Genomic DNA, 25,724 nt, shown 5'->3' with positions numbered 1-25,724 from the left:
GTGGGCCCCGGGCGCAGCGGCCCGTTGTCACAGCGCGGCGGCGAGCTCCGTGCCCTGGCGGATCGCCCGCTTGGCGTCCAGCTCGGCCGCCACGTCGGCGCCGCCGATCAGGTGCGCCGTACGGCCTGCGGCGAGCAGCTCCTCGTACAGTTCGCGTCGCGGTTCCTGTCCGGCGCAGAGCACCACCGTGTCGACCGGCAGGAGGTGCTGTTCGCCGTCGACCGTCAGGTGCAGACCGTCGTCGTCGATGCGGTCGTATGCGACGCCCGCGATCATCGTCACGCCGCGGTGCCGCAGCTCCGTGCGGTGGATCCACCCGGTCGTCTTCCCGAGCCCCGCGCCGACCTTGCTCGCCTTGCGCTGAAGCAGGTGGACGGTGCGCGGCGGCTTGGGGCGCTCGGGGAGGCGCAGACCGCCGCGCTCCCGGTATCCGGTGTCGACCCCCCACTGCCGGAAGAACACCTCCGGGTCGAGGCTCGCCGCGTCGCCGCCGTCCGTCAGGAACTCGGCGACGTCGAATCCGATCCCGCCCGCACCGATGATCGCGACCCGCTCACCGACCGGCGCCCCGTCCCGCAGGACATCGAGATAGCTGACCACGCTGGGGTGGTCGAGGCCCTCGATCGCGGGGGAGCGGGGCGTGACCCCGGTGGCGAGGACGATCTCGTCGAAGCCGTCGAGGGTGCCCGGCGTGGCCTTCGTCCCGAGCCTGAGCTCGACCTGCTGCTCCGCGAGCCGGGTACGGAAGTAGCGCAGCGTCTCGTTGAACTCCTCCTTGCCCGGGATCCGGCGCGCCACATTCAGCTGGCCGCCGATCTCGTCGGCCGCGTCGAAGAGCGTCACCGCGTGCCCGCGCTCGGACGCCGAGACGGCGCACGCGAGACCCGCGGGCCCGGCGCCGACGACCGCGACGCGCTTACGGGTCCGGGTCGGCGACAGGGTGAGCTCGGCCTCGGTCTCGTGGCAGGCGCGCGGATTGACCAGACAGGAGGTGATCTTCCCGCTGAACGTGTGGTCCAGGCACGCCTGGTTGCAGCCGATGCAGGTGTTGATGGCGTCGGCGCGGCCCGCGCCCGCCTTGGCCACGAAGTCCGGGTCGGCGAGGAACGGCCGGGCCATCGACACCATGTCCGCACGGCCCGACGCGAGAATCTCCTCGGCGACCTCGGGGGTGTTGATCCGGTTGCTGGTCACCAGCGGTACGGAGACGGACCCGCGCACCTTCTCGGTGACCCAGGTGTAGGCACCGCGCGGGACCGACGTCGCGATGGTGGGGATGCGGGCCTCGTGCCAGCCGATCCCGGTGTTGATGATCGTGGCCCCGGCCGCCTCGATCGCCCGGGCGAGCTGCACGACCTCCTCCAGCGAGGAGCCGCCGGGCACCAGGTCCAGCATCGAGAGCCGGTAGATCAGGATGAAGTCGCTGCCGACCCGCTCGCGGACCCGGCGCACGATCTCGACCGGGAACCGGATGCGGTTCTCGTACGAACCGCCCCAGCGGTCGGTGCGGTGGTTGGTTCCGGCCGCGATGAACTCATTGATCAGGTAGCCCTCGGAGCCCATGATCTCGACACCGTCGTAGCCCGCCCGTCGCGCCAGTTCCGCGGTCCGCACGAAGTCCTCGACGGTCTCCTCGACCTCGTCGTCGGTCAGGGCGTGCGGTGTGTACGGGCTGATCGGGGCCTGGATCGCGCTCGGCGCCACCAGGTCCGGATGATGCGCGTACCGGCCGAAGTGCAGGATCTGCATGGCGATCCGGCCGCCCGCCGCGTGCACCGCGGCGGTGACCTGAGCATGCTGCTCGGCCTCCGCCTCGGTGGTCAGTTTGGCGCCGCCGGGATACGGGCGGGCGCGGTCGTTCGGCGCGATGCCACCGGTGACCATGAGGCCGACACCGCCGCGGGCGCGGGCCGCGTAGAACGCCGCCATCCGCTCGAAGCCGCGCTCCGCCTCCTCCAGGCCGACATGCATCGAGCCCATCAGCACCCGGTTGGGGAGGGTGGTGAACCCGAGGTCGAGCGGGCTCAGCAGGTTCGGGTACGGGGTCATCCGGCGGCTCCTCACACAGTGTCGTTGCGCCAGTTGTAGACCACCGAAACGCCATTGTGCAACAAGTTGCACAATGACCTGCGTCGCATTTGCTCACCACCGGACGGCGGCCCCGGACGGAGTAGCAGCGGGGCACGTCCATCCGTCGCGGCGCGGAGAGTGGACCCGTAACCCCGGAACACACCCGACCCCCCCACGGAGACCCCCATGGCCTGCCTCGACCGGCGTGACCTCGGCCTGCTCGTCCTGCGCGTCGGCACCGGCGCGGTCCTGGCCGCGCACGGCAGTCAGAAGCTGTTCGGCTGGTTCGGCGGCGGAGGTATCGAGGCAACCACCGCGGGCATGGAGGCCATGGGCTTCCATCCGCCCAGGCACAGCGCCCTCGCCGCCGGACTCGGTGAGGCGGGCAGTGGCGTACTGCTGGCCCTCGGCCTCGCCACCCCCGCCGCCGGAGCGGCTGCGGCGGGGGCCATGTCGGCCGCCGTCGCCGTCCATGTGCCCGCGGGCTTCTTCGCGCAGGGGGGCGGGTACGAGTACCCGGCCTTCCTCGGCTTCACCGCCGCCGCGATCGGCCTGACCGGCCCCGGCCGGTACTCCCTCGACCACGCGACCTATCACCTCCTCAACCGGCCGTGGATCGCCGCCCTCGCCTTCGCGGGCAGTGCGGCCGGGGTCGTCGCCGTCGTCGGGAAGCGGTCCAGGGGGCTGAGGAAGAACGCGGCCGAGAACTGAGCCGACGGTGCGTCAGGGCCGCCCTGACCGCCCTGCCGCACCGTCGCCCCCATGGCTGCGTCATCGGGCGTCGGGTGGCCGCAGGACGTTCCTCCTTTCGAGTGACTCCGCCGCCCGGTGATGACGGAGCCCGTCGGGTGTGTCCGAGGCTTGCAGGCGGCCGGACCCGCTCCGGTCGGGAGCCGCAGAACCTCAGAGCCGCTGGGAGTCCGCCGTGCACATCCTGCTCGTCGCGAGTGCGTTCAACAGCCTTACTCAGCGCGTCCACGCGGAGCTGCGGGACCGGGGCCACACCGTGGCGGTCGGACTCGCACTCTCCGACGGTCATCTGCGGGACGCGGTCCGGGGGTTCGCACCGGACCTGATCGTGGCTCCGATGCTCAGGACCGCCATCCCGCGCGACGTGTGGTCGGCGCACACCTGCCTCATCGTCCATCCCGGACCCGTCGGCGACCGCGGGCCGTCCTCGCTCGACTGGGCGATCCATGAGGGCGTCACCCGTTGGGGCGTAACGGTTCTGCAGGCCGACGAGGAAATGGACGCCGGAGACGTCTGGGCGTCGGTGGAATTCTCCGTACCGCCGGTGGGCAAGAGCGACCTGTACCGCAACGAGGTCTCCGACGCGGCGCTGACGGCGGTGCTGCGGGCCGTCGACCGGTTCGCCTCGGGGATGTACGCCCCCCGACCCCAGGACAGCGCACGTGCCACGGACGGCACCCGGCCGTACTTCCGTCAGGAGCTCCGGCGGATCGACTGGCGGTCCGACTCCACCGAGACCGTGCTGCGAAAGCTGCGGGCGGCCGACTCGCACCCCGGCGTGCTGGACGAACTGCTCGGCGGTGAGTGGTTCCTGCACGGGGGGCACCCCGAGGACCGGCTGCGCGGCCGCCCCGGAGAGCTGCTGGCCACGCGGGCCGGCGGGGTCTGCCGGGCCACCGTCGACGGCGCCGTATGGATCCCGGAGCTGCGCGCCAGGCGGCAGCCGGGACAGCCCGCCCAGTTCAAGCTCCCCGCGGTCCTGGCGCTCGGCGACCGGTTGCCGCCGCTGCCCGAGGACCCGGTCCCGTCGGACGCACCCGGGCGTCGCGAAACCTGGACCGACATCCGTTACGAGGAGACCGGCGCCGTCGGACGTCTCACGTTCTCGTTCTCCGGCGGGGCGATGAGCACCACGCAGTGCACGCGCCTCCTGGACGCCTACCGGACCGCCTGCTCCCGGCCCACCTCGGTCCTGGTGCTGGGCGGTGGCCGGGACTTCTTCTCCAACGGCATCCACCTGAACGTCATCGAGGCGGCGGCCGACCCCGCCGAGGAGTCCTGGGCCAACATCAGCGCAATGAACGACCTGGTGGAGGCCGTGCTGACCACCACCGACCGACTCGTGGTCGCCGCCGTGGGCGGCAACGCCGCCGCCGGCGGAGCGATGCTCGCGCTGGCCGCGGACGAGGTCTGGTGCCGCAGGGACTCGGTGCTCAACCCGCACTACCGGCTGATGGGACTGCCCGGCTCGGAGTACTGGACCCGCACCCTGCCGAGCAGGGTGGGGCCCGAGACGGCCGAGCGGCTGGCCGGCGAAGCGCTGCCGCTCGGCGCCGAAGCCGCCGAGCGGCTCGGCCTGGTGGACCGGACCATCGCCTGTCGGCCCCAGGACTTCGCGGGCGAGACCGTCCGACTGGCCGTCCGGCTGGCCTCGTCGACCGCCGCACAGACGCGGATCGCCCGGAAGAAGACGGCGCTCGAGCGCCAGGAGGCGCTCAAGCCGCTGGCCGCCTACCGGCAGGAGGAACTGGCCGCGATGCGGTCCATCTTCTTCGACCCGGACGCGCCGTACCACCGCCTGCGCCGTGCCTTCGTACGCAAGGAACCCCCGACCCGGACACCGCCTCACCTCGGCGTCGGCGTACCCGGAAGGCGCACGGCACAACCGTCCGCCACCCGGGACCGCGCCGTCACCGCAACGGCGGCGCTCACCGATGTACCCGGACCGACTGAAGGTTAGCTGGACATGAAGGCCGAAAAGCGGGCTTTCAGCGCAGAGCTCCCCAAGGAGACATCCCCATGGATGCAGCAACAGCGAACACGGTCGGCGACCGGGCAGACGGTGCGGCCGCCGACGAGGAGTCCCCGATCCACATCCTCTGGATCAACGCGGGGCTGAGCTGTGACGGCGACTCGGTGTCGCTGACTGCGGCGATGCAGCCGAGCATCGAGGAAATCGTCCTCGGTGTGCTGCCGGGCCTGCCGAAGATCCAGGTCCACTGGCCCCTGATCGACTTCGAATGCGGTCCGGTGGGCGGTGCGGACACCTTCATCGAGTGGTTCTTCAAGGGCGAACGTGGCGAGATCGATCCCTTCGTGCTGGTCGTCGAGGGGTCCATCCCCAACGAGTCGATCAAGCAGGAGGGGTACTGGTGCGGCTTCGGCGACAACCCGGAGACCGGCCAGCCGATCACGACCAGTGAATGGATCGACCGGCTGGCGCCCAAGGCGCTGGCGGTCGTCGCCATCGGAACCTGCGCCACCTACGGCGGCATCCATGCGATGGCCGGCAACCCGACGGGTGCCATGGGCGTGCCCGACTACCTGGGCTGGGACTGGACCTCGAAGGCCGGCATTCCGATCGTGTGCGTGCCCGGCTGCCCGATCCAGCCGGACAACTTCTCGGAGACCCTCACCTACCTGCTCTACCAGGCGGTGGGCTCCGCTCCGATGATTCCGCTGGACGACAAGCTGCGCCCGACCTGGCTCTTCGGCGCCACCGTGCACGAGGGGTGCGACCGGGCCGGTTACTACGAGCAGGGCCAGTTCGCCACGACGTACGACTCGCCCAAGTGCCTGGTCAAGCTCGGCTGCTGGGGCCCCGTCGTCAAGTGCAACGTCCCCAAGCGCGGCTGGATGAACGGCATCGGCGGCTGCCCGAACGTCGGCGGCATCTGTATCGCCTGCACCATGCCGGGCTTCCCCGACAAGTTCATGCCGTTCATGGACGAACCGCCCGGCGGCAAGGTCTCCGTCGGCGCCAGCGGAGCGTACGGGGCGGTGATCCGCAGACTCCGGTCGGTCACGGCCAGGACCGTGGACAAGGAACCGAAGTGGCGTCACACGGGCAAGAAGCTGACCACCGGGTACCGCCCGCCCTGGTGACCGGCCGCCCGGCGCCACCGCCCCGCGATCGACGGAAGGCCCGCCCGCGCCCCGCTCACCCTCCCTCAACTCCCGCTTCCCAGAAGGGTTATGGCACACACAATGGCACCCACGACGAAGGCGGCCGGCGACGGCAGTGGCCTCGTCGAGATGGCCTGGGATCCGATCACCCGGATCGTAGGCAGTCTCGGCATCCACACGAAGATCGACTTCAAACAGAAGCGGGTCGCGGAGTGCTACAGCACTTCGTCGGTCTTCCGTGGCTACAGCGTCTTCATGCGGGGCAAGGACCCCCGGGACGCCCACTTCATCACCAGCCGCATCTGCGGGATCTGCGGCGACAACCACGCCACATGTTCCGTGTACACGCAGAACATGGCCTACGGGGTGAAGCCGCCGCACCTCGGTGAGTGGATCATCAACCTGGGCGAGTCGGCGGAGTACATGTTCGACCACAACATCTTCCAGGAGAACCTGGTAGGGGTCGACTACTGCGAGAAGATGGTCCGCGAGACCAACCCCGGAGTCCTGGAGCTCGCCGAGCGCACCGAGGCGCCGCACGCCGGGGAGCACGGCTACCGCACCATCGCCGACATCATGCGCTCCCTCAACCCCATCGAGGGAGAGTTCTACCGCGAGGCTCTTCAAGTGAGCCGCTACACGCGGGAGATGTTCTGCCTGATGGAGGGGCGCCATGTGCACCCCTCCACGCTCTACCCGGGCGGTGTGGGAACGATCGCGTCCGTCCAGCTCTTCACGGACTACCTCAGCCGCCTCATGCGGTACGTGGAGTTCATGAAGCGGGTCGTTCCCCTGCACGACGACCTGTTCGACTTCTTCTACGAGGCGCTGCCCGGGTACGAGGAGGTCGGCCGCCGACGGGTGCTGCTCGGCTGCTGGGGAGCGCTCAACGACCCCGAGTACTGCGACTTCACGTACGCCAACATGACGGACTGGGGACGGAAGATGTTCGTCACCCCCGGCGTGATCGTGGACGGCAAGCTGGTCACCAACGACCTCACCGAGATCAACCTCGGCATCCGGATCCTGCTCGGCAGTTCGTACTATGACGACTGGCAGGGCCGGGAACAATTCGTCACCCACGACCCGCTGGGCAACCCGGTGGACCCCCGCCACCCGTGGAACCAGCACACCATCCCCGCCCCGCAGAAGCGGAACTTCGACGACAAGTACAGCTGGGTGATGTCGCCCCGCTGGTTCGACGGCAAGGACCACCTGGCACTGGACACCGGCGGCGGCCCCATCGCCCGCCTCTGGTCCACCGCGCTGTCCGGACTCGTCGACGTCGGCTATGTGAAGGCCACGGGCCACAGCGTCGTCATCAACCTGCCGCGCACGATGACCAAGCCCGAGACCACCTTCGAGTGGAAGATCCCGAAGTGGAGCAACGCGCTGGAACGCAACCGCGCCCGCACCTACTTCCAGGCGTACGCCGCCGCGATCGCGCTGCACTGTGCCGAGAAGGGGCTCGAAGAGGTCCGCGCCGGACGCACCCAGACCTGGGAGAAGTTCGACGTGCCGGACGAGAGCATCGGCGTCGGCTTCACGGAGGCCGTACGGGGGGTGCTCTCGCACCACATGGTGATCAGGGACGGCAAGATCGCCAACTACCACCCCTATCCGCCCACCCCGTGGAACGCCAGCACCCGGGACACGTTCGGCACCCCCGGCCCCTATGAGGACGCGGTGCAGAACACACCGATCTTCGAGGAGAACACCCCGGAGAACTTCAAGGGCATCGACATCATGCGGGCAGTGCGCAGCTTCGACCCCTGTCTGCCGTGCGGCGTCCACATGTACGTGGGCGACGGCAGGACCGTCAAACAGATGCATGTGCCCACCGGACTGAGCGGACTGGCCGGATGAGCGCCGCAGCCCCGTCGGCCGTCGCACCGCCGCGAGCCGTCGACGCCGTGGAGGCCGGACAGCGGGTCGAAGAGCTGCTCGACCGTCTGACCACCATCGGAGACCAGGAAGTGGGTGCCGCGGCCGAGGATCTGGTGCGGGTCCTGATGGACTTCTACGGCGCCGGCCTCGCTCGTATCGTCGACCGCCTCAGCACCCCCGCGGACCGCGGAACCGGCGGCGGACCGCTCGCCGCACTGCTCGACGACGAACTGGTGTCGAGCCTGCTGGCCCTGCACGACCTGCACCCGGAGGACATCGGCACACGCATCGCGCGCGCCCTCGACTCCGTCCGTGACCCTGTCGAGGTCGTCGGCTTCGACGAGGAGACCGGCATTCTGCGGCTGCGTTCCTCGTCCGAAGCCGGTGACGGCGGTGGCTGCGGCTGCCCGAGCACGGGCGCGGCGACCCGGCGCAGCGTCGAGGACGCGCTGGCGTGCTTCGTACCGGAAGTGAACCAGGTGGAGATGGAGTCCTCGACCACCGACCGGGAGCCACCGTTGCTCCAGATCGCCACCCGTCCGCCGACCGGAACCTCCGTGGCCGGGCGGGCCGTTGAGGCGAAGGCGCCATGATCGCACCCCAGGCGCCCGCCGGACGCCCGGCGGGCGTTGCCCGCCTCCGAGGCCTGCGCAGGTTCACCACGCCGCCGGAACCACGGCAGGAGCGCTGCGAGCTGTGCGGCGTGCCCGTGACCGAGGGCGGCCATCGGCATCTCGTGGACACCGAGAAGCGGGCGCTGGCCTGCGCGTGCACCCCGTGCGCCCTGCTCTTCGAGCAGCCGGGCGCAGCCCACGGACGCTTCAGAACGGTCCCGGACCGCTATCTGTCCGATCCGGACCACCGTCTCGACGACGGTGCGTGGGAACTCCTGCAGATTCCGGTCGGCGTCGCGTTCTTCTTCCGCAACGCCGCGCTGGACCGGCTGGTCGCGCTCTACCCGAGCCCGGCGGGAGCCACCGAGAGCGAACTCGACCCGGAGACCTGGCAGACCGTGCTCGGCACCACGCGCCTCGCCGCACTGCTCGAACCCGACGTCGAGGCACTGCTGATGCGCCGCACGGAGGGCCGGGCCGAGTGCTACCTCGTACCGATCGACATCTGCTACGAGCTGGTGGGACGCATGCGCCTCCTCTGGCAGGGCTTCGACGGCGGGGCCGAGGCGAGGGCCGACCTCAAAGCGTTCTTCGCGCACGTCGAGGGACGCGCCGCCCGGACCCAGGAGAAGGGGCAGCCGCGGTGACGGAATTCGCCTTCACCTGCACCGGAGTCCGCGCCGACCCGTACGCGGCAGGCCCCACGCTGGTCTTCCGGCTGCGTATCACCGCGTCGGCGGAAGCCCGGGTGCATGCCCTCGCGCTGCGCTGCCAGATCCGTATCGAACCCGGCCGGCGCGGCTACGAGCAGGCCGAGGCGGACGGACTGCACGACCTCTTCGGTGACCGCTCGCGCTGGGGAAACACGCTCCAGCCCGTGCAGTTCGCCCAGGTCTCCCTCATGGTCCCGTCCTTCACGACCGAGACCGAGGTGGACCTCGTCGTGCCCTGCACCTACGACCTGGACGTCGCCGCGGCACGGTACTTCGACGCGCTCCAGGACGGCGAGGCACCGCTCCTCCTGCTCTTCTCCGGCACCGCCTTCACCGGGGACAGCGGCTTCCACGTGGAGCCGGTGCCCTGGGACCGCGAGGCTTCCTGCCGGATGCCGGTGGCGGTGTGGAAGGACATGATCGAGCAGCACTTCCCGGGCTGCGGGTGGATCCGGCTGCCGCGCGACACCATGAACGCGCTGCTCGCCTTCCGCTCGCGGCAGGCCCTGCCGTCCTGGGAGGCGACCGTCCAGGCACTGATCGACCTGGCCGGAGCCGCCGGGGCGCCGCCCCCTGAGCGCCCGGTGCGCCGGCCCGTACTGCCCCGCGTCACCGAGAGGACGGCGCCGTGACCGCATCACTGTTCACGCCCGCACTGGAGTCCCGGTTCGCCACCGCCCGGCAGGTCGCCGACACCGTCCTCTTCGAGGGCTATGTGCTGTACCCGTACCGGGCTTCCGCGGCCAAGAACCGGCTGCGCTGGCAGTTCGGGGTGCTCGTGCCGCCCGGCTGGGGCACCGACCGTGAGGAGCACGACTTCCAGCACACCGAGTGCCTGATGGAGCCGAAGCCGGGCGCGACGCTCGCCGTCGAGGCACGGTTCCTGCACGCCCAGCGACGGACGGTGCAACGGGCCCTCGACGACGGCACGTTCGAGACCGTGGCCCGACTCGACCTGGCCGACCGGGTGCTGGTCCCGTGGGACGAGGGCGCCGAGGATCGCGTCGAAGTGGTCGTGGACGTCGCCGAACTGGCCGGGGACGGAGTCACCGTCCCCTTCACCCGGCCCGCCCGCGAGGAGACCGAACCCGTCCTGGACGCGGACGGGCGGACGGTGGGCCGCCTGGTCCGCCGCTGCGAGGAGATCAGCGGCGCTGTGCGGCTGTCCGCCCGCGAACTCGACGGCCCCTACCGGGTCATGAGGCTCACCGCCGTGGTGGAGAACACCACCGCCTGGACGCCCGACTCCGCCGAGGCCGACCGGGACGCCGCGCTCCCACGGTCGCTGGTCGCCGCGCACCTGCTGCTGGGTCTCGGCGCGGGATCGTTCCTGTCGATGACGGACCCGCCCGAATGGGCCAAGGGTGCGGTCGCGGCCTGCCGCAACCTGCACACCTGGCCGGTGCTCGCCGGGGAACCCGGGCGCGCGGACCTGATGCTGTCGTCCCCGATCATCCTGGAGGACCATCCGGCCATCGCCCCCGAGAGCCCGGGCACGCTCTACGACGCCACCGAGATCGACGAGATCCTCGCCCTGCGCACGGCGGCCCTGACCGACCAGGAGAAGCGCGAGGCACGCGGCACCGATCCCCGGGCGGCAGCCGTCATCGACCTGGCCGAGTCGATGCCTCCCGAGGTCCTGGAGCGGCTGCACGGCGCGGTACGGGCCCTGCGGGAGATCACCGGACCCGACACGCCCCCGCCCGCCGCGCAGGACCCGGTCCCGGACGGCGTGGACCTGATCGACACCCGCGGCGTACTCCGGCCCGACACCCCGTGGTGGGACCCGGCGAGCGACGACACCGCCGACCCGGCCCGGGACCGGATCCTGGTGGACGGACGGTCCGTGGGCGTGGGCAGCCGCGTCCTCCTGCGACCGGGGCTCCGGCGGACCGACGCCCAGGACCTGTTCCTCAAGGGCCGCAGCGCACAGGTCGAAGCAGTGCTCCACGACGTCGACGGCGGAGTGCACCTCGCGGTCACCGTGGAAGGCGACCCGGGCGCCGACATCCGCCGCGAGCAAGGGCGCTTCCTGTACTTCCAGCCGGACGAGATCGCCCCCCTGGAGGACGCGTGAACGACTTTGCGCAGCAGCACGCGAGAACCCTCATCGCCGGGATCGGGAACATCTTCCTCGGCGACGACGGCTTCGGCGTCGAGACGGTGCGCGCACTGTCCTCGCACCGGCTCCCCGACGACGTCGAGATGGTCGACATCGGCGTACGGGGCGTCCATCTCGCCTATCAGCTCCTCGACGGATACGACACCCTCGTCCTGATCGACGCCACCGCACGCGGTGGCCGCCCGGGGACCCTGTATCTGATCGAGGCCGACGAACCCGGAGCAGTCGAACCGCAGAACGCGCTGCTCGACGGCCACCGGATGTCCCCCGACGCCGTCCTGGCACTGCTCGGCACCCTGTGCGCGGGCACCGGAGCCGTACCGCCGAGGCGCACGCTCGTCGTCGGCTGCGAACCCGAGAGTGTCGACGAAGGGATCGGGCTGAGCGCCCCCGTGGCCGCAGCGGTGCCCCACGCCGTGCGGATGGTCCTGGACCTCGTACAAGCAGCCGACCGTCCGGCCGACGCCCGGCGGACGGCGGCCGGACCTGTCATGAACTGAGCAGAAGGAACCCACCATCATGAAGAAGATTCTTGTCTGCGGCCTGAGCGCCGTCGCTGTCGCCGTCGTCGTCGCGCAGATCCTGCCCGACGTCAGGCGCTATCTGCGGATGCGCAGCATGTGACGGCAGCTGCCGCCCGGGCCCGGCCCATGGCTGCACCGAATGGTGCATGTGCCGCACGGGTACCGGCGAGCCGGTCCGCCGGCCCCTGTGACCCGCCGCTGTAATGACGCAGTGCAGGACGGAGAACCAATGCACGAGATGTCGATCGCCATGGCCGTCGTCGACCAGGTGGCAGAAGCGGCTCAGGCAGGCGGAGCCACCTCGGTCGGGTCCGTCCGGCTCCAGGTCGGGGAACTGGCCGGGGTCGTCCCCGACGCCCTGTCCTTCTGCTTCGGACTCGCCTGCGCCGGGACCGTCCTGGAAGGAGCCGAACTCGTCATCGACTCCGTGGCGGCCCGCGCGCGGTGCGTCCCCTGCGCGGACGAATGGGCGGTCGGCATGCCGCCGCAGCTGTGCTGTCCGGTCTGCGGCGAGGCGACCGCCGAACTCCTGTCGGGTCGCGAGCTGCAGATCCTCAGCGTGCACTGGCAGGACGGCCCCGCACCCGAACACACCCGCGAACCGATCTCCCAGGAGCACTGAACGATGTGCCGTGAAGTCGACCTGCAGCAGGCGGTACTCGCCAAGAACGACGCGACGGCGCACAGCCTGCGAGCCGGACTCACGGCCCGCGGCACCACCGTCGTCAACCTGCTCTCCAGCCCCGGCAGCGGCAAGACCGAACTGCTGGAACGCGAACTCGGCCGGGCGCGCGAAAGAGGAGTGCCGGTCGCCGCACTCACCGCAGACCTCGCCACCGAGAACGACGCCGTACGCCTGGCCCGGTCCGGCGCCCCCGTCAAGCAGGTGCTCACCGACGGACTCTGCCACCTGGAGGCCGGCATGCTCGGCCGCCACCTCGACAACTGGCTGCCCGACGGGACCCGGATCCTCTTCGTGGAGAACGTGGGCAACCTGGTCTGTCCCGCCTCGTACGACCTGGGGGAGACCCTCAGGGTCGTCCTCGCCTCCGTGACGGAAGGTGAGGACAAGCCGCTGAAGTACCCCACCGCATTCGGACTGGCCCAGCTCGTCGTGGTCACCAAGACCGACATCGCAGAGGCCGTCGACTTCGACGAGGCCGCGTTCCGTGCCCATGTCCAGCAGGTCAACCCCGGTGTGGAAGTGGTGCTCACCGCCGCCCGCCGCGGTGAAGGGGTGGGCACGCTGCTCGACCGGGCCCTGGCCGCCGGTGACGGCGCCCCGGTCCACACACCGGTGATGGCCCGGCAGCACCCGTACCAGCAGCACACCCACACCCACGGGGACATGAGCACGCACGACGACACCCACACCCATCCTGACCACGGCGCGCACGGCGGCTCGCACACCCACACCCACGCGCACACCGGCATGCATACGCACACACATCCGGATCTGGGTACCCACGAGCACCCCCACACCGGCCCGCACGCACACGCGCACCCCGACGAGCCGCTCGTCATGACGACAGCACCCGACTCCGCGGCGCAGTACCGCTCGTGACGACCCCACAGCCCGGTGCCGCCGCCCTCGCGGGAGCCGTGGAGCGCCGACGAGTCGTGATCCGCGGCGTCGTGCAGGGTGTCGGGTTCCGGCCCTACCTGTACGCCCGGGCCACCGGGCTGGGCCTGGCCGGGCACGTCACCAACACCACCGAAGGGGTCGTCGCCGAGGTCGAGGGCGCCCCGGCCGCCGTCGCCCTGTTCTGCGACCGGATCGCGGCGGAGGCACCCCCGCTCGCCCGGGTTGACTCCGTCGACCACACGGAGGTCCCGGCCGCGGGCGGATCCCGCTTCAGCATCGTGGACTCCCACACCGGCGGACCGGCCCGCACACTGGTTTCCCCGGACGCGGCCACCTGCGCCGACTGTCTCACCGAACTGGCCGATCCGGCCGACCGGCGCCACCGCCACCCGTTCATCACCTGTACGCACTGCGGACCCCGGTTCACGATCGTCACCGCGGTGCCGTACGACCGCGCGCACACGACCATGGCCCGCTTCCCGATGTGCGCCGACTGCGCCCGTGAGTACGCCGACCCCGCGGACCGGCGCTTCCACGCCCAGCCGGTCGCCTGCCCCGCCTGCGGCCCCCGGCTGCGACTGCTCGTCGGGCGGCCGGACCGCACCACGCCCGCGCAGTCCGCAGCCGGACGCGACCCGGTCGCGGAGGCACGCCGGCTGCTGTCGGACGGTGCGGTCCTCGCGGTCAAGGGGCTCGGCGGCTACCACCTCGCCTGCGATGCCGAGAACTCCGCCGCGGTGTCCCTGCTGCGCCGCCGGAAGGCCCGAGGCGACAAACCGTTCGCCATCATGGCCCGGGACGTCGACGACGTCGCGCACCTCGTGCATGTGGGCGGCGAGGAGCGGGCCCTGCTCACCGGCGGTGTCCGGCCCGTCGTCCTGCTGCGGCGACGCGCCGGCGCCCGCCCGGACCCCCGCGCCCCCTGGCCGTCCGATGCCGTCGCCCCACGCAGCCCCGACCTCGGCGTCATGCTCCCGTACACCCCGCTGCACCACCTGTTGCTCGGCCTGCCCGGTGACCCGCCGGGACCGCGCCTGCTCGTCATGACCAGCGGCAACGTGGCCGGTGAACCGATCGTCACGGACGACGACGAGGCGCTGGAGCGGCTCGCCCACCTGGCCGACGCCTGGCTCACGCACGACCGCCCGATCCATGTGCCGTGCGACGACTCCGTGGTACGCGTCTGCGACGGGGAGCGGCTGATCGTACGCCGCTCACGCGGCTACGCCCCGCTGCCGCTCACCCTGCCCCACCCGGTGCCTGCGACCCTCGCCACCGGCGGCGACCTGAAGAACACCTTCTGCCTCGCCGAGGAGCGCAGGGCCTGGCTGTCCGCCCATGTCGGCGACATGGACGACCTGGACACGCAGCACGCCTTCGCACGCGCCGAACAGCACCTGGAGACCCTCACAGGCGTGCGGCCCGGCATCCTGGCCACCGACCGGCATCCCCGCTACCGCACCGGCCAGTGGGCGCTGCGCCGGGCCGACGGCCGACCGGTGGTGCGCGTACAGCACCACCACGCCCATATCGCCGCCGCGATGGCCGAGCACGGCCGGGACGGCAGCCGTCGAGTGATCGGCGTCGCGTTCGACGGCACCGGATTCGGGGACGACGGAGCGGTGTGGGGCGGCGAGATCATGCTGGCCGACTACGACGTCTGTCACCGCTTCGCACACCTCGCGTACGCGCCGCTGCCCGGCGGCGACGCCGCCGTACACCGGCCCTACCGGATGGCGCTGGCACATCTGTACGCGGCAGGCATCGGCTGGACGGACGATCTGCCCTGCACGGCAGCCTGTCCACCGGACGAACGACACGTGCTGCTGCGCCAGTTGGAGCGCAACCTCAACTGCGTTCCCACCTCCAGCATGGGCCGGCTGTTCGACGCAGTCTCCTCGCTGGCGGGCGTCTGCCACCGCGCCGGGTACGAAGCCCAGGCCGCCGTCGAACTGGAGGCCGCCGCGGTCGGCGCCGCCGCGGACCCCGGACCCGGTTACGGCTTCGCGCTGCGCCCGGCGGACCCGGGCGACGGACAGCCGTTGGTCATGGACCCCTCACCGGTACTCGCAGCCGTCGTCGACGACGTGCGCGCCGGTGTACAGCCGACACTGGTCGCCGCACGCTTCCACGCGGCCGTCGCGGACATCGTGCGTCAGGTGTGCGTCGCAGCCCGCGAGCAGCACAGCCTGCACGAAGTGGTTCTGACCGGCGGCGTGTTCGCCAACACCCTGCTCTCCTCCCGGTGCGCCCGGACGCTGGACGAGAACGGCTTCACCGTCCTGCGCCACCGCGAGGTCCCCCCGAACGACGGCGGACTGGCGCTCGGCCAGCTCATGGTGGCCACCCGCAACGCAGCGGCGCGCACCGGCGCAGCCGCCGACTGACGTCCGGCCCGGCAGAGCCGGGCAACGCCCCCCACAGCAAGGAGCAGCCATGTGCCTGGCGGTACCCGGCAGAGTGATGGACATCGAGGAGCGTGACGGTACCCGGATGGCCACCGTCGACTTCGGCGGTGTGGTCAAAGAAGTGTGCCTGGAGTATCTGCCGGATCTCCAGGTCGGTGAATACGCCATCGTCCATGTGGGGTTCGCCCTGCAGCGGCTGGACGAGGAGTCGGCCAGGAAGACGCTGGAACTCTTCGCCGAGCTGGGCCTGCTCCAGGAGGAGTTCGGGGACTCATGGGAACGGGCCGCGGAGGCCGGCCTGACGTCCGGGTCCGGTGGCGCCGACGCACCGCAGGAGGTTCAGCAGTGAAGTACATCGAAGAGTTCCAGAACCCGGACCTGGCGCGCCGACTGCTCGACGACATCCACTCCGTGGTGACCCGGCCCTGGGCGCTGATGGAGGTCTGCGGGGGACAGACGCACACCATCATCCGGCACGGCATCGATCAACTCCTGCCGGACCAGGTCGAACTGATTCATGGTCCGGGCTGCCCCGTCTGCGTCACGCCACTGGAGGTGATCGACAAGGCGCTGGCCATCGCCTCCCGCCCCGAGGTGATCTTCTGCTCGTTCGGGGACATGCTCCGGGTACCGGGAACCGGCCGTGACCTGTTCCGGGTCCGCAGCGAGGGTGGCGACGTGCGGGTCGTGTACTCGCCACTCGATGCCCTGAAGATCGCCCAGCAGAACCCCGATCGCGAGGTGGTCTTCTTCGGGATCGGATTCGAGACCACCGCACCGCCCAACGCCATGACGGTGTATCAGGCACGCAGACTCGGCATCGCGAACTTCAGCCTCCTGGTGTCCCATGTGCGGGTCCCCCCGGCCATCGAGGCGATTATGCAGTCGCCGAGCTGCCGGGTGCAGGGCTTCCTCGCCGCCGGTCACGTGTGCAGCGTGATGGGCACGCGGGAGTACCCGGAGCTGGCCGAACGGTTCCGGGTGCCCATTGTGGTCACTGGTTTCGAACCGCTGGACATCCTCGAAGGCGTACGGCGCACCGTCCTGCAACTGGAGCGCGGCGAGCACACCGTGGAAAACGCGTACCCGCGCGCCGTGCACCCGGCCGGGAACCCCGCGGCGCTCGCCATGCTGGACGACGTCTTCGAAGTCACCGACCGTGCCTGGCGCGGCATCGGCACCATCCCCGACAGTGGCTGGCGGCTCTCCACGCGCTACCGGGACTACGACGCCGAGTACCGCTTCTCCGTCACCGACATCCACACCGAGGAGCCCGCCGCATGCCGAAGCGGTGAGGTCCTGCAAGGACTTCTGAAGCCCCACGAGTGCGAGGCGTTCGGCACCACCTGCACTCCGCGCAACCCGCTCGGGGCCACCATGGTCTCCAGCGAGGGCGCCTGTGCCGCGTACTACCTCTACCGGCGACTGGACATCACCACCGCAGCCAGGGAGACGAGCCCCGTTGCCTGAGACGACCGAAGCACTGAACACCACCGGCACCGCCACGGCCGCTCCCGGCGAGCCACCCGTACTCGACCTCACGGCATGGACCTGCCCGGCACCGCTGCGCGACCAGCCGCGGGTGGTGATGGGCCACGGCGGCGGCGGGGCACTCTCGGCAGAACTGGTCCAGCACGTCTTCGCGCCCGGTTACGGGGGCGACGTGCTCGCGCAACTGACCGACTCGGCCGTGGTATCGCTGGGCGGCGCCCGGCTGGCCTTCTCCACCGACTCGTACGTCGTGCGGCCGCTGTTCTTCCCCGGCGGCAGCATCGGCGACCTCGCGGTCAACGGCACGGTCAACGACCTCGCCATGAGCGGCGCCCGGGCCGCCTACCTCTCCTGCGGTTTCATCCTGGAGGAAGGCGTGGAGGTCTCGGTCGTCGCACGCGTGGCCAACGCGCTGGGCGCAGCCGCGCGCGCGGCGGGCGTCGAGGTGGCGACCGGCGACACCAAGGTCGTGGACGCCGGTCACGGCGACGGCATCTTCATCAACACCGCCGGGATCGGTCTGGTCCCGGCGGGCGTCGACCTCCGTCCTCAGCGGGTGGTCCCCGGCGACGTCGTGATCGTCAGCGGCGCGATCGGCGTGCACGGCGTGGCGATCATGAGTGTGCGCGAGGGCCTGGAGTTCGGCGTGGAGATCGAGAGCGACTGCGCGGCCCTGGGCGGGCTGGTGGAGACCATGCTCGCGGTCACCCCCGACCTCCATGTCCTGCGCGATCCCACGCGAGGGGGGCTGGCCGCGGCGCTCAACGAGATCGCGACGGCCTCCGGCACCGGTGTCGTCCTCCAGGAACGCGACATCCCGGTCCCGCCGGCCGTGGCCAACGCCTGCGCCATCCTGGGCCTGGACCCGATGTACGTGGCCAACGAGGGAAAGCTCGTCGCGTTCGTCCCCCGGGAGCACGCCGAAGCCGTTCTGGAGGCGATGCGGGCGCATCCGCTGGGAGCGGGGGCGGCCGTCATCGGCGAGGCGGTGGAGGCGCATCCAGGCATGGTCGTCGCTCGCACCGGGCTCGGCGGGACGCGCGTGGTCGACCTGCCGATCGGGGAGCAGCTGCCCCGGATCTGCTGAGCAGCCGCCCGCGGGCGCGGCGCGCGGAAGCGAAGCCGGGACATGTGGCGCCCCTGGTAGAGAGGGGGGCGACTCGCATGGCCATGCCCGATTCCCGTTGCATGCGTACGCGGCATGCGCGGGCACCGGCTCAAGCGCGAGGACGCCGCATCGGGCTCGTACGAGCCCGATGCGGCGCGTCGTCAGCCGGCCGGACGCCGCGTGAAGCCGGTGGTGGGGCGTTCCAGCCGCTCTCCGTCCACGACGGTGTCGACGGCTTCGTTGCAGAACGCGATGAGGTCGTTGACCACCCCCGCGGCGGGGAGGGGATCGGGGTAGCTCCACGCCACATTCGCCGTTGCGCCGCTGTCCGTATCGGCCACGGTCGTGGCGGGACGGAGCCGGACAGGCAGCACCGGACGGGCTGCGGGTCAGCGAGTTCGGTGGTGGGGAACCGCTCCAAGAAGGATCGCTACGCCCTCGCGGATCGTCCGGACGCCGGACAGCCTTGTGCCACGGACGGCGTTCCGCAGCGCGATGTGTTTGACGGTCGGTTCCGGGCGCAAGGTCTCAGCGTCTCTTCCACGGCGTCCGGCCAGGTCGCCCGGCCGGCGCGGACGAGCTCGAGTGGGGTCCCGACCACACCGCGTGGGAATCGACCGGGCATACCGGCCGCCCCTGCCTGCTCACGACATGAGCAGGCGAGGCGGCAGCGGCCTATTGACGGTGCAATGGCCTGGTGAGGGTCAGGCCTGCGGCGGCTGCGGCGGCTGCGGCGGCTGGTCCTGGCCGCGGTCCGAACCGAGCTGGCCCTTGAGCCTGTCCTGAGCGGTGTCGACCTGGCCGGTGTACTTGCCCTGGGTCTTGTCGTCGATGGTGTCACCCGCCTTGTCGATGCCCTTGCCCGCCTGGTCCTCGTGGCCCTTCAGCATGTGCTTGATCTTGTCCATCATGGACATGGGTCCTCCTCGGTGCGTTCACCCTGACACTTCCAGCGTCGCCACTTGTGCCGCACTTCGCATCCGCATGGGACGGCGCGCACGCCACGACGGCCGCCTGTACACATTTCGTGCCGTCCCGGATGCGGCGCCAGCGCCCTCCATGGAGCGTGGGGGAGTGGCGCAGCAGAGCAGAGCCCTGTGGATCCCCGTCGGTACCTCGACGTGCACGGGACGGCCAGGGTCCTCGAGCCCTCGGAGGAGGCGCCTCCTCCGAGGATGATCACGCTGCGGGACTGGGCCTTCCCGATCGACAGCTTTTCCTTCCCGCCCGGCTCGACCCTGCTCTGCTGCACGGACGGAATCACCGGGTCGAGGGATGCCACCGGCACGTTCTACGACGCCGCCGCGTGTGCCGGGTTGGGGCTTCATGCAGGGATCCTCGTCCCCGATATCCCGCGGACGGCCGGTGCGCCGGTGGCATGGTGGACGTACTCGCGTACCAGGCGGAAACCGGCGTTCCAGGCGAGCAGCCGGCTGGCCCTGTTGTGGCGCGAACAGCTCCAGCTGGGGGTGTGGCCGCGTGCCGTGACGTCGGCGCAGAGTGCGGTGACACAACCGAGGGCGAGCTGCCGGCGTCGATGGTCGGGGGCGGTGACGACGGCGAGGTCCTCGTACGCGCTGCCGAGAAAGTACGTGCACGCCACGGCGAGGGCTTCGCCTTGGCGGAAGGCGCCCCAGGCGTGCCCGGAGGCGGCGAGCCCGGCCGGGCCGCCCCAGCTGGCATGTATCCAGGCAGCACCCGGGCCGAGCGCGGCGAGTGCGCCCGCATCGGCGGCGGTGATGCGGCGTACGGCCACGCCCTTGGGGGTGCGGGCAACGGACGTCGGCTCCTCCTGCTGTACGTAGACCATGCGCTCCCACGGCATGATCCGGTCGAAGGAAGCGCCGAGGACGGGAAGGAATCGGGCAGGTGCCTCGATGTAGCGCGAGCCGAGCGGTGCGAGTTCCGCGGGGACGAGTGCGCCGGGATCGCCACGCAGCAGTACATGGGCGGCGCAGTCGACGGCGATCGCGCGCGGCTGGTCGTCGTGGTCGGCCCAGAAGCGGCCGATTCCGGTGGTCAGGACATGTTCGGCCAGGGCCGCCGGACCCGGCGCTCCGGCAGGGAACCAGCGTGCGAGTGCGGGAAGTTGGGGCGGCAGGAGTTCGATCATGGTGGGTGCCTTCCGGAGCCGGGTGCACGGGAAAGGGGCTGCCTGTACGCCGGGTTCAGGCCGCCCCTACGGGCGGTTCAGCCGCTGGTGGGCGGCTTCGCTGCCGTGGTCGGCTCCCCCGGTTGATGCGATGGAACAGCCCCAGCCGCCCGCGAATCGAGACATAGGGACGCATGTGGCAAGGCGTGCACAGTGGATGGAGGAAAGAGAAATGGAGAAGCGGCCGCTTCATTGATCGGGCGGCCGCCGGCAAGCGGTGCGCAGGAGCACCATGTGCCGAAGCACGGGCGAATGCGTCAACGCATCCTGGGGTGAACAACGCGCATCTCCGGCGGCACCGTATTCGGTGGCCGGTCGTCATGTCGCAGACCGCTGTTCACGTCACCTATCCCACTCCGTCGAATGCCCCGCCCCAAGCGGGCGCACAAATCTCTGACGACCCTCTGATACGAGTCGGCCGAGGCGGTGGCAGACGCGCAGCGGACGCCGCACAGGGCGAGCGGGACAGGAGCCAGGATGATCAGGGTGCTGAAGATGATCGTCGACGTGATGACCGGCTGCGGGCTGTGCAGCCCTCGGCAGGTCAGCGAGCCGGTCCCCGGATGCGCGGAGGCGGGCCTGGCCGGAATGATCGCGCCCCTGGCGGGCCGCGCGCACAGCGCGAGCACCGGGTGAGTCGGCCAGGAGTGACGCCGAGCCTTTCCGGTACCGGGGCCCCGGTACCGGAAAGGCCGTGCGCGGACGCGGTGCGGAGAATACGCCGCCGCGTATCAGCCGCGGGTGCGACCGGGTTGTCGGGCGCGGTCAGGCCCTGAGCGTCCGCGGCCTTTGAGCGGCACAAAAAGAATCTAGTCGACACAGATGGTGCTACTCGGCCAGTACAGCCTGTATTTACGGCCTGCTGACAGCCTCTTGACGGTAGCGCCGCTCTTTCCGCCGGTCGATATTCGCGGATCCGCAAGGGCACGCAGTCGAAGACTGCGACATGCGCCGCCGAACGAGTGGCCTCGATGCATTGGCTGCGATCGGCCTGATGTCCCCCGATCGGCATGGCACGTCCCGCTGTTCCTTCCCCTCGGGGCGACGGGGACGCGACCACTTCATGGCGACCGTCCTCACGCGCACGGACGCAGCGAGTCAGTCCGCCAACTCCCGTGTGTTCAACGGCATGTGCCAGGAAATCCGGCGGTGGACGGCGGCAATGTCGTCCTGCAGCGGAGAAGGCGGTACGGCGAGCACAGGGCAGATCGCGTGCGCGAGGCAGTACCGGGCGACCGAAGGATGCAGGGCCCTCCGCAGCCCCCCGCGCGCCCCGGCCCCGACGACCAGCAGGTCCTCGGGGCCGTTCGTCGCAGCGATCAGAGCGAGGCCCGGTGTGCCCCGTACGACCAGAGTCTCCATCGGCACCCCGGGCCCTGCCGGGCCGAAGGCGGTGTCCACAGCCCGGAGCAACCGGTCGTCCGCCACCCGGCGGCACTCGGTCAGCAGCTCGGGCCACGGCTGATTGCGGTGCCCGAGCTCACCGCCGGGAGGTGACCAGGCCAGTACGGCCCGCAGTACGGCATCGGTGCGCCGGGCCTCGGCCGCGGCCCGGTGCAGCGCTGTCAGACTGCCCAGCGTGCCGCTCACACCGGCCACCACACGCCGCCCGTCCGCTCGCTCCATTTCGTCACCACTCCTTGCCACACCTCAGGTCCTGACCTCATGGAAGGCCCAAGGGCGCCGGCGATCATGGCGCGTTGGCGAATCCCTGACGCCGGGGCAGCAGACCCTGACGGACCCATGACGGCGTTACGCGCGAGGGTCGGGCACTGTTTCGCCGTGCGGGTCCGGAACCGGTGTCGCGACATCGCTGCCCGTCCCGAACTGGCGAGCCGCCCGGTCGAAGTACCGCAGCAGCTCCACCGGGAACGGCATGACCAGCGTGGAGTTCTTCTCGGCTGCCACCTCGACCACCGTCTGCAGCAGCCTCAGCTGCATCGCCTCCGGCGTGTCGGCCATGATGCGCGAAGCGTTGGCGAGCTGCTGTGCCGCCTGGAACTCACCGTCCGCGGTGATCACCCGGGCGCGCCGTTCCCGCTCGGCCTCGGCCTGCCGCGACATGGAACGCTTCAGCGACTCCGGCAGCTGTACGTCCTTGATCTCGACCCGGTCGATGTGCACACCCCAGCCGGCCGCCGGGCTGTCGATCATCAAGGCCAGCCCTTCGTGCAGCCGTTCGCGGTCCGAGAGCAGATCGTCCAAATCGCTCTTGCCGATGATGGAGCGCAGGGAGGACTGGGCGACCTGGCCGACCGCGAAGATGTAGTCCTGCACCTCGATCGTGGCCCGCACCGGATCGACGACCTTGAAGTAGACGACGGCATCGACTTTCACCGACACGTTGTCCCGGGTTATGCCCTCCTGTGTCGGCACGGGCAGCGTCACCACCTGTACGTTCACCTTCCGCATCCGGTCGGCGAACGGGATGAGGAAGGTGATGCCGGGCTGCCGACGGCCGGGCAGCGTCTTGCCGAAGCGGAAGACCACCCCTCGGTCCACCTGATTGACCACACGCATCCCGCTGCGCAGCACCAGCAGCACGCAGACGACGACAACCACAGCTACAACGACAGCACCATCCATGGCAGCGGACTCCTTCACGAGGGGCAGGTTCGATACCACTGAGGACAGCGCCGGAGCAGCCATGGATGTGGTCCGGGAGGTCAAGGGATCGTCAACATCCCGAGCACGGGGCATCCGGAACGTCCCGAGCACGGGGCATCCGGAACGTCCCGAGCACAGGGCATCCGGGTCGGGGACCGGTGCGGGGCGCCGGGCCGTGGCCATTCGGTCCGTGTTCTGCGGGACTCACCATGAGGGCGCAGAACCTGGAGAGACCTGACCGGACATGTGACGCGCAGGCGTCGGGACGGGAGGGCGACGGTGCGTTCTCGCCGAGCTGGAATCGGCGGCATGCTGCCGACAGGGTGAGCGGGCCGCAGCATGTCGCCCGGAAAGCCCAACGGTGCGCCAGATATGCCCATTTTCCTGGGCTTTCACGACCCGTCAGATGATGCCTCGGCCCATGAAACCCGCCGTTCGTACACCCGGTCGGCCCCTTCGAGTCACACCATCGGTATGTCCGATATGACAGCTAAAGGGACTATTAGTACGTTCATCGCAGGTCGGCTTCCCGGCCGACGTCTCTGAGACAGGGAGAAGTGACATGACGACGCGAACCGTCGCTGTGACTGCCGCCGTAGTAGGCGCCGCAGTCCTCGCGACAACCGGCATTACTTATGCCTCGGCTGCTGGATCCGCTCCGGCCGCCCCATCCGTCCAACAGGCAGCCCCCGCCCCGGGCCCCGCTGCCGGCGACGGGAACGGAAACGGAAACGGAAACGGAAACGGAAACGGAGGCCGTGGCGGCGACAACGGTGGCATCGGCGGTGGCGGCGGCGGTGGCCGTGGCGGCGACGACGGTGGCTACGGCGGTGGCGACGACGGTGGCTACGGCGGTGGCGGCGGCGGCGGTGGCTACGGCGGTGGCGGTGGCGGCGGCGGTGGCCGTGGCGGTGGCGGCGGTGGCGGTGGCTACGGTGGTGGCGGCGGCGGTGGCCGTGGCGGCGACGACGGTGGCTACGACGGCTACGACAAGGGTCGGATCCACATCAACGAGCGGTCGTACTCCGCTCAGCCGGACGGCTGCATCACCGTGGTCAGCGGCCTGGGCTCGCGGAGCTTCAACGTCCGCAACGACAGCCGCAGGACCGTAGAGCTCTTCCGCGGGGCGACCTGCGACAACGGCTCCCCGGTCGCCACTGTCGGCCCCTGGAGCACCAGCAACGGTGTCTTCACCCGCCAGGTCCACGGCGGCGTGTGGGTCAAGAACGGCGTCGTGGGCAGCTTCCGAGTGGTCAGGGACCACTACGGCAACAAGTGGTAACAGCTCCACCTGCATCACATGGAAACCCCGGCCCGTCGGAATCGGGCCGGGGTTTCCGGCATGGGGCGCCTCTCGGCGCATGCCCGGCTCCGGGCGGACGCACGCGTGTGCGACACGGGCCCGGTGTCCCATACACCTGCTACGCCATACTAGGTCTTGGACGATGCGGTCGGCCGCGGACTTCGAGACCCCGGACAGCGGCGCCGACCGGCGCACCGTCAGGTTCATCCGCCTCTTCGCGCGGCTGATGGTGGTAGCTCGGACCGCGGAATCCCCGCGTGCTCACGTCGCATAAGCCAGGATCTCGGGTACTGCTTCGCGCAGGCTCCCGAAATGGCGGTGCACGCCGTCCACCGCAACAGGAGCGTTGACTCCCCACACCGTCATGCCGGCACGCAACCCCGACTTCACACCGGACGGCGCGTCCTCAATGACCAGGCAGTCCTCCGGCCCAGCCCCGAGTAGCTCAGCAGCTAGCAGATAGGGCACCGGTGACGGCTTGCCCTCCGTGACGACAGCGGCATCCACCAGCACGCGGGGAACCGGCAGACCGGTCCGGGCGAACCGCCCGCGTACCCGGTGCTCGTAATTGGATGTCACCAGACCCCAGCGCCCTGGGGGCAGAGCCGACAGCAACTCCGTCGCACCTTCGAAGGCGGCGTAGACACCGGACCGTACGTCCTCGTCCTCCAGCTCATGCAATGCCGCCAGGCACTCCCGCGGATCCCGATCAGGAGCGACCGTCGCGAAGGTCTCCATCGGCCGCGTCCGCAGCGCCACCCTGTAGACCTCATCGGGGTCCAGTCCGTATTGCGCCGACCAAGTCCCCCAGACCTGCCGTTGATTCGCTACTGCGTCGATCAACGTGCCATCGACATCGAACAGGACATACTTTTCGGCGGATCGAGTAAGTTCACCGGTCACGTCTTGATCATGCCATCGGCGCCCCGAGCGAGAACTTTCAGGGCGACCTTGGGGCGTTGGGCCCGGGGCTGCGTAGGAACTGTCCTGAAAATGGCTCCGATCCGCTTACGGTGGCCGACGCGGCGGGTCGTTGACGCGGACTTCCGGAGATCGACTCCCCTCGGCTCGCTGCGGTGCACGGTCAACGCGCAGACATGGAAGGTGAGTCGGTACGTGTGAGCGACCGCAGCGGGCCGAGCCGACGGCGTGCCCTCAGCTCGGTCGTCCGCCCCGCACCCCTTCCGTGAGAGGTCGAGCCGAGCCCGGAGAGGGTCCGGTCTGATCGCCGCCCCACTTCGCATGGTCCGCCAGGCTGTCGTGG

General features: G+C 70.4%; 25 protein-coding genes and 1 pseudogene. 19 read left to right on the top strand and 7 right to left on the bottom strand.

The genetic code is table 11. The features are described 5' to 3' along the window. Nucleotides 1-27 precede the first annotated feature (27 nt). On the bottom strand, nt 28-2,049 hold the full coding sequence (locus tag OHA88_RS09840; protein ID WP_328625150.1) for an NADPH-dependent 2,4-dienoyl-CoA reductase: 2,022 nt from the start codon (nt 2,047-2,049) through the stop codon (nt 28-30). Nucleotides 2,050-2,256: 207 nt separating this feature from the next. On the opposite strand from OHA88_RS09840, the gene OHA88_RS09835 reads away from it, so the two are divergent. The 16 genes from OHA88_RS09835 to hypE all read left to right on the top strand — a co-directional run bounded on the left by OHA88_RS09835 (nt 2,257) and on the right by hypE (nt 18,377). Further along, complete coding sequence (locus OHA88_RS09835) at nt 2,257-2,781, top strand: DoxX family protein (RefSeq protein ID WP_328625149.1); 525 nt, start codon at nt 2,257-2,259, stop codon at nt 2,779-2,781. Between the two features lie 214 nt (nt 2,782-2,995). Then, nucleotides 2,996-4,780: a hydrogenase maturation protein gene (locus tag OHA88_RS09830; protein WP_328625148.1), complete on the top strand. Its 1,785-nt coding sequence runs from the start codon at nt 2,996-2,998 to the stop codon at nt 4,778-4,780. Nucleotides 4,781-4,839: 59 nt separating this feature from the next. Further along, complete coding sequence (locus tag OHA88_RS09825; protein WP_267008364.1) at nt 4,840-5,925, top strand: hydrogenase expression protein HypE; 1,086 nt, start codon at nt 4,840-4,842, stop codon at nt 5,923-5,925. Between the two features lie 102 nt (nt 5,926-6,027). After that, entirely contained in the window at nt 6,028-7,812 is a 1,785-nt protein-coding gene (locus OHA88_RS09820) for a nickel-dependent hydrogenase large subunit (RefSeq protein WP_328625147.1), read from the top strand. Beyond that, nucleotides 7,809-8,426, top strand: coding sequence for a hypothetical protein (locus OHA88_RS09815; RefSeq protein WP_328625146.1), 618 nt, complete (start codon nt 7,809-7,811; stop codon nt 8,424-8,426). Before OHA88_RS09820 ends, OHA88_RS09815 begins: the two co-directional genes overlap by 4 nt. After that, the gene (locus tag OHA88_RS09810) at nt 8,423-9,094 is read left to right on the top strand and encodes a DUF5947 family protein (RefSeq protein WP_328625145.1); all 672 of its coding nucleotides are present in this window, start codon (nt 8,423-8,425) and stop codon (nt 9,092-9,094) included. The genes OHA88_RS09815 and OHA88_RS09810 overlap by 4 nt, the downstream gene beginning before the upstream one ends. Continuing rightward, entirely contained in the window at nt 9,091-9,792 is a 702-nt protein-coding gene (locus OHA88_RS09805; protein WP_328625144.1) for a DUF6084 family protein, read from the top strand. The genes OHA88_RS09810 and OHA88_RS09805 overlap by 4 nt, the downstream gene beginning before the upstream one ends. Further along, nucleotides 9,789-11,237: a hypothetical protein gene (locus OHA88_RS09800; RefSeq protein WP_328625143.1), complete on the top strand. Its 1,449-nt coding sequence runs from the start codon at nt 9,789-9,791 to the stop codon at nt 11,235-11,237. Before OHA88_RS09805 ends, OHA88_RS09800 begins: the two co-directional genes overlap by 4 nt. Then, entirely contained in the window at nt 11,234-11,782 is a 549-nt protein-coding gene (locus OHA88_RS09795; protein ID WP_328625142.1) for a hydrogenase maturation protease, read from the top strand. The genes OHA88_RS09800 and OHA88_RS09795 overlap by 4 nt, the downstream gene beginning before the upstream one ends. 19 nt (nt 11,783-11,801) lie before the next feature. Further along, nucleotides 11,802-11,906 carry a DUF6893 family small protein gene (locus OHA88_RS44565; protein ID WP_383922730.1) on the top strand — a complete coding sequence of 35 codons (105 nt, stop codon included), beginning with the start codon at nt 11,802-11,804 and terminating at the stop codon, nt 11,904-11,906. 129 nt (nt 11,907-12,035) lie between these two features. Further along, complete coding sequence (locus OHA88_RS09790; protein WP_267008371.1) at nt 12,036-12,428, top strand: hydrogenase maturation nickel metallochaperone HypA/HybF; 393 nt, start codon at nt 12,036-12,038, stop codon at nt 12,426-12,428. A 3-nt stretch (nt 12,429-12,431) separates the two neighbouring features. Further along, nucleotides 12,432-13,370 carry a hydrogenase nickel incorporation protein HypB gene (gene hypB / locus OHA88_RS09785; protein ID WP_328625141.1) on the top strand — a complete coding sequence of 313 codons (939 nt, stop codon included), beginning with the start codon at nt 12,432-12,434 and terminating at the stop codon, nt 13,368-13,370. After that, nucleotides 13,367-15,778: a carbamoyltransferase HypF gene (gene hypF / locus OHA88_RS09780; protein ID WP_328625140.1), complete on the top strand. Its 2,412-nt coding sequence runs from the start codon at nt 13,367-13,369 to the stop codon at nt 15,776-15,778. Before hypB ends, hypF begins: the two co-directional genes overlap by 4 nt. A 49-nt stretch (nt 15,779-15,827) precedes the next feature. Continuing rightward, on the top strand, nt 15,828-16,148 hold the full coding sequence (locus OHA88_RS09775) for a HypC/HybG/HupF family hydrogenase formation chaperone (RefSeq protein WP_267008374.1): 321 nt from the start codon (nt 15,828-15,830) through the stop codon (nt 16,146-16,148). Continuing rightward, nucleotides 16,145-17,269: a hydrogenase formation protein HypD gene (hypD, locus tag OHA88_RS09770; RefSeq protein ID WP_328625139.1), complete on the top strand. Its 1,125-nt coding sequence runs from the start codon at nt 16,145-16,147 to the stop codon at nt 17,267-17,269. The genes OHA88_RS09775 and hypD overlap by 4 nt, the downstream gene beginning before the upstream one ends. Before the next feature lie 13 nt (nt 17,270-17,282). After that, entirely contained in the window at nt 17,283-18,377 is a 1,095-nt protein-coding gene (gene hypE, locus OHA88_RS09765; RefSeq protein WP_328629640.1) for a hydrogenase expression/formation protein HypE, read from the top strand. 182 nt (nt 18,378-18,559) lie between these two features. Here hypE and OHA88_RS09760 read toward each other — a convergent pair whose 3' ends face one another. Further along, nucleotides 18,560-18,739: a DUF427 domain-containing protein gene (locus OHA88_RS09760; protein WP_425897507.1), complete on the bottom strand. Its 180-nt coding sequence runs from the start codon at nt 18,737-18,739 to the stop codon at nt 18,560-18,562. Nucleotides 18,740-19,102: 363 nt separating this feature from the next. Beyond that, entirely contained in the window at nt 19,103-19,315 is a 213-nt protein-coding gene (locus OHA88_RS09755) for an antitoxin (RefSeq protein ID WP_328625138.1), read from the bottom strand. A 180-nt stretch (nt 19,316-19,495) separates the two neighbouring features. Between OHA88_RS09755 and OHA88_RS09750 the strand changes: the two are divergent. Further along, nucleotides 19,496-19,690: pseudogene (locus OHA88_RS09750) on the top strand (SpoIIE family protein phosphatase); the annotation flags it as partial. A gap of 32 nt (nt 19,691-19,722) precedes the next feature. Here OHA88_RS09750 and OHA88_RS09745 read toward each other — a convergent pair. Next, nucleotides 19,723-20,511, bottom strand: coding sequence for a GNAT family N-acetyltransferase (locus tag OHA88_RS09745; protein WP_328625137.1), 789 nt, complete (start codon nt 20,509-20,511; stop codon nt 19,723-19,725). A 516-nt stretch (nt 20,512-21,027) separates the two neighbouring features. On the opposite strand from OHA88_RS09745, the gene OHA88_RS09740 reads away from it, so the two are divergent. Then, on the top strand, nt 21,028-21,186 hold the full coding sequence (locus OHA88_RS09740; RefSeq protein WP_328625136.1) for a hypothetical protein: 159 nt from the start codon (nt 21,028-21,030) through the stop codon (nt 21,184-21,186). 462 nt (nt 21,187-21,648) lie between these two features. On the opposite strand, the gene OHA88_RS09735 is transcribed toward OHA88_RS09740, so the two are convergent. Continuing rightward, a complete protein-coding gene (locus tag OHA88_RS09735; protein ID WP_328625135.1) occupies nt 21,649-22,176 on the bottom strand; it encodes a universal stress protein in 528 nt (175 codons plus the stop codon). A gap of 126 nt (nt 22,177-22,302) precedes the next feature. Then, complete coding sequence (locus tag OHA88_RS09730; protein WP_328625134.1) at nt 22,303-23,136, bottom strand: slipin family protein; 834 nt, start codon at nt 23,134-23,136, stop codon at nt 22,303-22,305. A 583-nt stretch (nt 23,137-23,719) separates the two neighbouring features. On the opposite strand from OHA88_RS09730, the gene OHA88_RS09725 reads away from it, so the two are divergent. Then, nucleotides 23,720-24,439 carry a hypothetical protein gene (locus OHA88_RS09725; RefSeq protein ID WP_328625133.1) on the top strand — a complete coding sequence of 240 codons (720 nt, stop codon included), beginning with the start codon at nt 23,720-23,722 and terminating at the stop codon, nt 24,437-24,439. A 282-nt stretch (nt 24,440-24,721) separates the two neighbouring features. On the opposite strand, the gene OHA88_RS09720 is transcribed toward OHA88_RS09725, so the two are convergent. Next, nucleotides 24,722-25,363: an HAD family hydrolase gene (locus OHA88_RS09720; RefSeq protein ID WP_328625132.1), complete on the bottom strand. Its 642-nt coding sequence runs from the start codon at nt 25,361-25,363 to the stop codon at nt 24,722-24,724. Nucleotides 25,364-25,724 lie beyond the last annotated feature (361 nt).

This window comes from Streptomyces sp. NBC_00353, from assembly GCF_036108815.1.
Classification (GTDB): Bacteria; Actinomycetota; Actinomycetes; order Streptomycetales; family Streptomycetaceae; genus Streptomyces.
The sequence above is the reverse complement of the archived record's forward strand: the minus strand, read 5'-3'. Positions and strand labels throughout refer to the sequence as shown.